The organism is Bacillota bacterium, from assembly GCA_012839765.1.
Lineage (GTDB): Bacteria > Bacillota > Limnochordia > DUMW01 > DUMW01 > DUMW01.
This window is the reverse complement of record DUMW01000006.1, coordinates 1-7413: the sequence shown is the minus strand read 5'-3', so window position 1 is coordinate 7413 and position 7413 is coordinate 1. Positions and strand designations below refer to the sequence as shown.

At 55.8% G+C, this 7413-nt stretch carries 5 protein-coding genes; 2 read left to right on the top strand and 3 right to left on the bottom strand.

The features are described from left to right. Positions 1–13 precede the first annotated feature (13 nt). Together GXX57_00330 and GXX57_00325 are read left to right on the top strand one after the other, a co-directional pair. Entirely contained in the window at positions 14–2653 is a 2640-nt protein-coding gene (locus GXX57_00330; GenBank protein HHV43100.1) for a cation-translocating P-type ATPase, read from the top strand. 37 nt (positions 2654–2690) lie between these two features. Beyond that, positions 2691–4190, top strand: coding sequence for a threonine synthase (locus GXX57_00325; GenBank protein ID HHV43099.1), 1500 nt, complete (start codon positions 2691–2693; stop codon positions 4188–4190). Positions 4191–4220: 30 nt separating this feature from the next. On the opposite strand, the gene GXX57_00320 is transcribed toward GXX57_00325, so the two are convergent. The 3 genes from GXX57_00320 to GXX57_00310 form a co-directional block, all read right to left on the bottom strand. Further along, positions 4221–5936, bottom strand: coding sequence for a hypothetical protein (locus GXX57_00320; protein ID HHV43098.1), 1716 nt, complete (start codon positions 5934–5936; stop codon positions 4221–4223). Positions 5937–5947: 11 nt separating this feature from the next. Then, positions 5948–6709, bottom strand: coding sequence for an ABC transporter ATP-binding protein (locus GXX57_00315; protein HHV43097.1), 762 nt, complete (start codon positions 6707–6709; stop codon positions 5948–5950). Positions 6710–6917: 208 nt separating this feature from the next. Next, positions 6918–7413: hypothetical protein (locus GXX57_00310; GenBank protein HHV43096.1), on the bottom strand; the 496-nt coding region annotated here is incomplete at its 5' end.

Here is a 7413-nt window from a genome sequence, read left to right as displayed (position 1 = left end):
GGGGGGAAATGACTTGCATTGGCATGAAACTAGTGTAGAAGAAGCTTTGGCAAAACTGCAAGTGGACCAGCATCGGGGCTTGAGTCGCAAGGAAGCGGCGCGGCGTCTGGTAGAGCACGGTCCCAATGAGCTGGTCAAACAAAAAAAGAAAACGGTCCTGAGTCGTTTTCTCGAGCAGTTTGCAGATTTTCTCATTCTAATTCTCTTGGGTGCAAGCTTGGTATCCTTCTTGCTGGGCGAGCCCGTGGATGCCGTGGTGATCTTTGCGATCATTGTGATCAATGCGATCCTGGGGGTGGCCCAGGAGCTGAAGGCGGACAATGCTTTAGAAGCCCTGCAGAAGATGACGGCTCCCCAGGCCAGTGTGCTCCGGGATGGGGAAGTGGAACGGGTTTTAGCCAGCGAGCTAGTGCCGGGGGATGTGGTCCTCCTTTCAGCCGGAGATTACGTCCCAGCGGATGTTCGACTGCTTGAGGCCAACAATCTACAAGTGGACGAATCGGCCCTCACCGGAGAATCGGTGCCTGTGTTGAAGGATGTGGAGGAACTAGGACCGGAAACGCCCCTGGCAGAACGGGCCAACTTGGCCTACAGCGGCACGGTAATCACCAATGGCCGGGGTCGGGGCCTGGTGGTGGCCACGGGCATGAAAACCGAATTCGGTAAAATCGCCGGTCGCTTGCAGGTGGCCAAGGAAGAACAGACTCCCTTGCAGATCCGGCTGGCCCAGTTGGGACGGTGGATTGGCATCATTGTTCTGGTGGTGTGTGCCATCGTCTTCGTGGCCGCCGCACTCCGGGGAGATCCCTTGCTCGACTCTTTCATGACCGCCATCAGCTTGGCGGTGGCGGCTATTCCCGAGGGTCTGCCGGCGGTGGTGACCATCGTCCTTGCCCTGGGTATCAAACGGATGGCGGACCGAAATGTGATTGTACGCCGGCTATTGGCGGTGGAGACCCTGGGGACCACCACCGTAATCTGTTCGGACAAAACAGGTACCCTGACCCAGAACCGCATGACTGCGACCACTGTTTATGTCGATGGTACCCTCCTGGAGGTGGGGGAGAATGGTCGGCTGCAGACCGACGACGGGGATTTGCTGCTTTTGCTGAAAGCTGGTGCCCTGTGTAACGATGCGAAAACTACCAACGGTACCGGTATGATCCTGGGGGATCCTACGGAGGCGGCTCTTTTGGCCTTGGCCCTCCGGGCGGGACTCAAGGAGGAAGAGTTGGGCCAGACCTATCCGCGGGTGACGGAGCTGCCCTTCGATTCGGACCGAAAACTGATGAGCACCATCCATGCTTGTAACGGCCGTTACCTGCTCTGTGTGAAGGGAGCCCCCGACGAGTTGTTGCTTCGGTGTAACCGGATTAAGGTGGAGGACGAGATCCGCTCCATGACCGAAGAAGAGGCCACAAAAGTGCAAGAGGCCAACATGCATATGGCTAGTGAGGCCCTTAGGGTGCTGGCGGTGGCCTACAAAGAACTGGATGCGGTGCCCGACACGTTGGAAAGCAGCTCTCTGGAGAAGGACCTGGTCTTTTTGGGCCTGGTGGGCATGATCGATCCGCCCCGTCAAGAGGCCCTCGAGGCCATCGCCCGGTGCAAACGGGCGGGGATCCGTCCTGTGATGATCACCGGGGACCATCGAATCACTGCCTACGCCATTGGCAGGAAGCTGGGGATTGTCCAAAAAGACGGGGAAGTGGTCACCGGCGATGAGTTGGAACAGATGAGCGATGAAGAGCTGAAAGAAGTGGTGAAAACCGTCAGTGTATATGCCCGGGTTTCGCCGGATCACAAGGTGCGAATTGTGGAGGCCCTAGGGGCCCACGGCCACGTAGTGGCTATGACCGGGGATGGTGTCAATGATGCCTTGGCTCTCAAACGGGCCCACATCGGCGTGGCGATGGGACGCACCGGTACCGACGTGGCCAAGAATACCGCGGACATGGTCCTCCGGGACGACAACTTCGCTAGTATCGTGGCCGCGGTGGAAGAGGGGCGCATCATCTACGGGAACATCCGGAAGTTTGTCTACTTCCTGTTATCCTGTAACGTGGGTGAGGTTTTAATCATCTTTGCCTCCATCCTGTTAGGTTGGCCCGTTCCCCTGTTGCCGCTGCAGTTGTTGTGGGTCAATCTGGTTACCGACTCCTTCCCAGCCTTGGCCTTGGGTCTGGAGCAGGGGGAGAGGGATGTAATGGACGTGCCGCCCCGGCCCACCGATGAACCCATTATCGACCGGAAGATGGCCTTTGGGATTGTTTCCCAGGCGGTGGCAATTGGGATCGTGACGCTGATTGCCTTTTACATCGGCCAACGGGAAAGCGTGGAACTAGGGCGGAGTATGGCCTTTGCCACCCTGATCATTAGTGAGTTGCTCCGGGCCCATGGGGTGCGGTCCGAGCGAACCTCGGTCTTTGCGATGTCACCCTTTTCCAATAAGACCCTGTTCTGGTCTACCGTAGGCTGCTTGGGTCTCATGGCGGTGGTATTCTTGGTACCGCCCCTGCGGAGCCTGTTCAAACTAGAGCCCTTGACTTTGATGCAGTTGGGTAGAATTGTAGGGCTAGCCTTGATCCCGTTGCTCATTGCGGAAGCGCGAAAACTTATGCGGGGCAAAAAGGAATCCGGGGCAAAAGCCTAGAATCTCTTAACATTTGGATTGAGGGTGAGGTTTGTCCATGAGGTACAATAGTACCCGGGGTAGCAGACCGGAGGCCAACAGCAGCCAAGTGATTTGGCAGGGGATCGCCGCGGACGGCGGCTTGTTCGTCCCCGATGGAATTCCCCGGCTGCCCCTGGAGGAGCTTACAAGCATTTTCTCAGCAGGATACGGGGCGTTGGCCGAGCGGGTCCTTCGCCCCTTCCTCAGCGACTTTTCTTCTGAGGATCTTCGCCGATGTCTTCAGCGGGCCTATAACCCCCGGAAATTTGCCCACCACAAGATCACGCCCCTTGGGTATCTGGGGGATGGGCTTTCCCTTCTAGAGTTGTGGCATGGCCCTACCTTGGCCTTCAAGGATCTGGCCTTGCAGATTCTGCCCCATTTGCTTACCACCGCCATGGATCATCTGGGGGCCGCGGGTGAAGTGGTGATCCTGGTGGCCACCTCCGGCGATACGGGGAAGGCTGCCCTGGCGGGATTTGAGGATGTGGAGCGTACCCGGATCGTTGTGTTCTATCCGGCAAAGGGTGTCAGTACCATCCAGGAATACCAGATGGTGACCCAGACCGGTAATAACACCTATGTGGTGGCAGTGGAGGGCAACTTTGACGATGCCCAACGGGGAGTGAAGGAGATTTTCACCGATCCGGAGATGATTAGTAGACTGCAGGCCCAGAACCGGCGGTTTTCTTCGGCCAACTCCATCAATTGGGGACGCTTGGTCCCCCAGATCGTCTATTACTTTGCTGCCTATCTCGAACTTGTGCACCAGCAGCGGATCTCCCTGGGGGACAGCATCAACGTGGTGGTGCCCACGGGTAACTTCGGGAATATTCTCGCTGCCTATTACGCCCGGTGTATGGGTTTGCCCATCTGCCGCCTGATTTCTGCGGCCAACCGTAACGATGTGGTGGCCCAGTTTATCAATACCGGGGTCTACGACCGGCGGCGGGAGTTTCACCAGACCCGTTCTCCCTCCATGGATATTCTGGTCTCTAGCAACCTGGAACGGTTGTTATATGAGCTTACAGATAGGGATCATACCTTGGTTAAGTCGTGGATGCAGGACCTTGGGGAAAAGGGTTGGTATCAAGTGCCGGAGGGTGTGCATAAACGGATCAAAAGCCTGTTTTGGGCTGGTTCCTGCGATGATGAACAGACCCTGAAGACTATCCGCAGCGTATATGCCCAGTATGATTATGTGGTGGATCCCCATACCGCCGTGGCCTTAGATGTCTATGGTCAGTATGTGCAGGAGACAAAGGATTCCACCCCGACGGTGGTGGCCAGTACCGCCAGTCCCCTGAAGTTTGTGGAGAGTGTGGCCTTGGCCCTATTCGGCGCTGAAGAGATCCAGGGGTTAGACGAGTTTGCCCTCCTGGGACTATTGGCCGAGCGGACAGGCCTCGTGGTACCTGATAGCCTCCGTACCCTGGCCCAGATGCCCAGACGGCATGAACGCACTTGTCAACCCTTAGAGATGCCCAAAGTGGTTCTGGAGTTATTGAGTCATTAAAAAACGCCGGGTCTTGGACCCGGCGTTTCATTAAGCCCTTTCGTCTTTCATCAGCCAGTTCAATCGGCGGATGGACAGGGCGGCGGCAACCGCCGTGAGTACCACTGTCTCCAACAGGAAGGCCGTCACCGCAATCCCATTGATTACTCCCTGGGAGAGTCCCGGGAAGGCAGCTTCACCCCAAAGGGGGAAGCTTACGGTCCCGCCGAAGACGAAGATGGCCACGAAACCTGCGATCATGCCCGCCATCAGTTTCATCGTCCCCGCCTGTCTTCCCGAGGTACCGCCAAACTCGATCTTGATGGAGAAATCCGGAAAGAAGATATCCATCCCCAGCTCCACCGCGGCGATGGTCACGTTCATCAGGATGACCGCCGGCACAGAGATATACAGCGGCAGAGTCATGGCGGGGATGAGTCTATGCACCACCACTTGAAAGACCGCACAGTATAATGCGGGCACCACCGCCGCATAAACCAGCTTGCCCCAATACAGGGACTTGGGATCGATGGGGCTGCTGCGCAAAAACCACCAACTTTTGCCTTCCCGGCTGAGGGACAGGCCCCCCAACTGGGAAATGAGGACACTACCCATGAAGGTGGGCATCAAGAGCAATAAGAGTTGAAATACCCATAGGCCCGCCTGTTCCATGGCGGCATCGGTTTCCGTCGAAGGGGCACCCTGCAGGTTGCTCACGATGTTGTAGACGAAGAATCCAAGGACGATGGTGATAACCGCCAGGGAATACCACAACAGGGGTTCTCTTTTTACCAGCAGCAATTCCTTGCGGACCACCGCCATCGCCTTTTGCTTCGGCCACCAGGTTCTGGCTTTGGTCTTGGCCTTCTTTACCGCCCGTCGGGGCTGATCGTCCTTGGTCCCGTAGCCGGCCAGGAAGAAGGAACCAGACAGGTTAATGGCCAGGTAGGCCAGCAGGACGGTGGAGAGCAGCAACGGCAGTCCGTTTGCCCAAGGTGAGTAATCGAAGGCGGGAAGGAAGCTGAGGGCAAAGCGGCTCATCCACAGATGGGGCAGATAGGGATTCTGGCCGATTCCCCATTGACCCACCTTCTCGAACAGTAGTTGTGGGTCTTGGAACTGCTCATAGAACGCCTGATTGTTCATCATCTGGGTGATGAAAACCACAAACAGGGCAGCAAGGGAGGAAAGTCCGATGAAGATTTGCTTCATCCGACCCGAAGGAACAAAACGCATGATGACAAGAATCAACAGGGAGATCAGGCTGTGGACCAACAAGGCCCCCAATAGTATAACGAAGACCACCGCCAGATAGAACCACCAAGGGGCAGAGTGTTTTACCCCATAGGCGATCCACGCCGGGAGGATGAAAATCGCTACCGATAGGAAGTTATACGCAAAGGACCCTAGGAATTTGGCCGCAAAGACTGTTTTCGTAGAGATGGGGTTGGATAACAGAAAAGGCAGATCACTGCTTTCAAACATCCGTTCATAGGTGATCTTCAATCCCGAAGTCAGGATTAAGATGAAGACCGCCAAACACAAAAGGCTTAGGATGGTGGCTTCGGTACTGCGGGCAAGGCCCGGCAAATATGCCCCAGTCTCATCGAAGATCCCGAGAAAGCGGTAAAAGCCAGTCCCAATGAAAATCCCCAGGAAGATATAGACCGCGAGGACGGCCAATACCTTTAGTTTCGCCTTCGGTTCCTGTAGGGAGTTTTTCGTTTGCCGCCATTGATAGTACATCAACAACCTTAATGAACCCATGTCATTACCCCCTACTCACTGTCATTCTCTGGATCATCGTTCTTGGCGGTGAGCTCTAGGAACAGGTCCTCGAGACTGATGGGCTTGCCCGTCTCTACATGATGGGCATTCTGTCGCAACTCATCGATGGTGCCTAGGGCGATGAGCTTGCCCCGCTGGATGATTCCCACCCGGTCGCACATTTGCTCAGCTATTTCCAAAATATGGGTGGACATGAACACCGTACCACCCTCCGCGGTGAAGTTTCGCAGAATGTCCTTAATCAGACGGGCGCTTTTAGGATCTAGGCCTACGGTGGGCTCGTCGAGGAATAGGACTTTGGGTTTTCCCAACAGGGCGGCGGAAAGACATACTTTCTGCCTCATACCGTGGGAGAAACTACCGCACAATTCATCGGCCCGATCGCTGAGCTCAAACAGGTCTAAAAGCTCATCGATCCGCCTAGAGGCCTCGGCCTGGTCTAGGTTCCGCAACTGGGCTGCAAACTGTAAGAATTCCCGGGCGGTCAACTTTTCGTAAATATTGGGTGAATCGGGTACCAAGGCCATGTGGCTCTTGGCCCGCACTGGATCCTCTTGGACGTTGACTCCCGCGATTTTGGCCGTCCCAGAGGTGGGGGTCAAAAGACCCGTGAGCATCTTGATCGTGGTTGTCTTGCCGGCGCCATTGGGCCCGAGAAAACCAAAGAGTTCGCCGGCACGGACGTGTAAAGACAACTGGTTGCACGCGATCAGATTACCATATTGTTTGGTCAACCCTTCTGCGATAATCATATTAGACTCCTTTCCGCACCCTCACGGGGAAAACCTAAAGATTAGGCGTCGCTAAGACATACTTATCACTAAATACAGGGCTTCGTCAACCCTAAGCCGCAGCCAAATCGCTACTTTGTTTGTTTTTTGGAAAGAGTGTCGTGTAGATCTGGGAGGGTGTCTAGGAGGAAAGAAGGGAGGGGTGCCTTGGGGCACCCCCATTAGGCAATTAGAAGGCCCAGCTCAGTCCCGCTTGGAGCCCGCGGAACCCTGCCGGTTGATGCATGGTGTCGCTGCAACAGGCTGAGATCCCGCTGTATGTTTCGACTATGTAGCCCACGTAGAGGCTTAGGCCGCTAGCGAAGTTGTAGCTAAGGGCTGCCTTCAGTTCGTGCCCTGACCCCAGATAGGTGTCGTATTCGTAGTCGTTCACCTCTTCGTCGGATATAGTGGTGACCGAGGCAACGAGGGGCAGATAGGCGTAGCGTATCGACAGGGACAGTCCTGAACGGGCCTGGGTAGTGGTTACAAACCCCAGTTTGAAGCCTCCACCGCGGTTTTCCACTTCTAAGGGTACCATCGATTCTGACCATGCGGCGTTGTAGCGGGAAGCGAAACGTGTATAGCCCACCAGGAGGCCAAAGGTGTCGGTGAACCCGAAGACCCCCTCCAACTTGGTGTTGCTATACCCATACAGATTGAGGCCTGCCTCGTCTGGCTCTTTT

What these genes read in the sequence shown, in the direction of transcription:
- GXX57_00325 (HHV43099.1), top strand. Translation starts at nt 2,691, where the DNA reads ATGAGGTACAATAGTACCCGGGGTAGCAGACCGGAGGCCAACAGCAGC.
- GXX57_00320 (HHV43098.1), bottom strand. Translation starts at nt 5,936, where the DNA reads ATGGGTTCATTAAGGTTGTTGATGTACTATCAATGGCGGCAAACGAAA.
- GXX57_00315 (HHV43097.1), bottom strand. Translation starts at nt 6,709, where the DNA reads ATGATTATCGCAGAAGGGTTGACCAAACAATATGGTAATCTGATCGCG.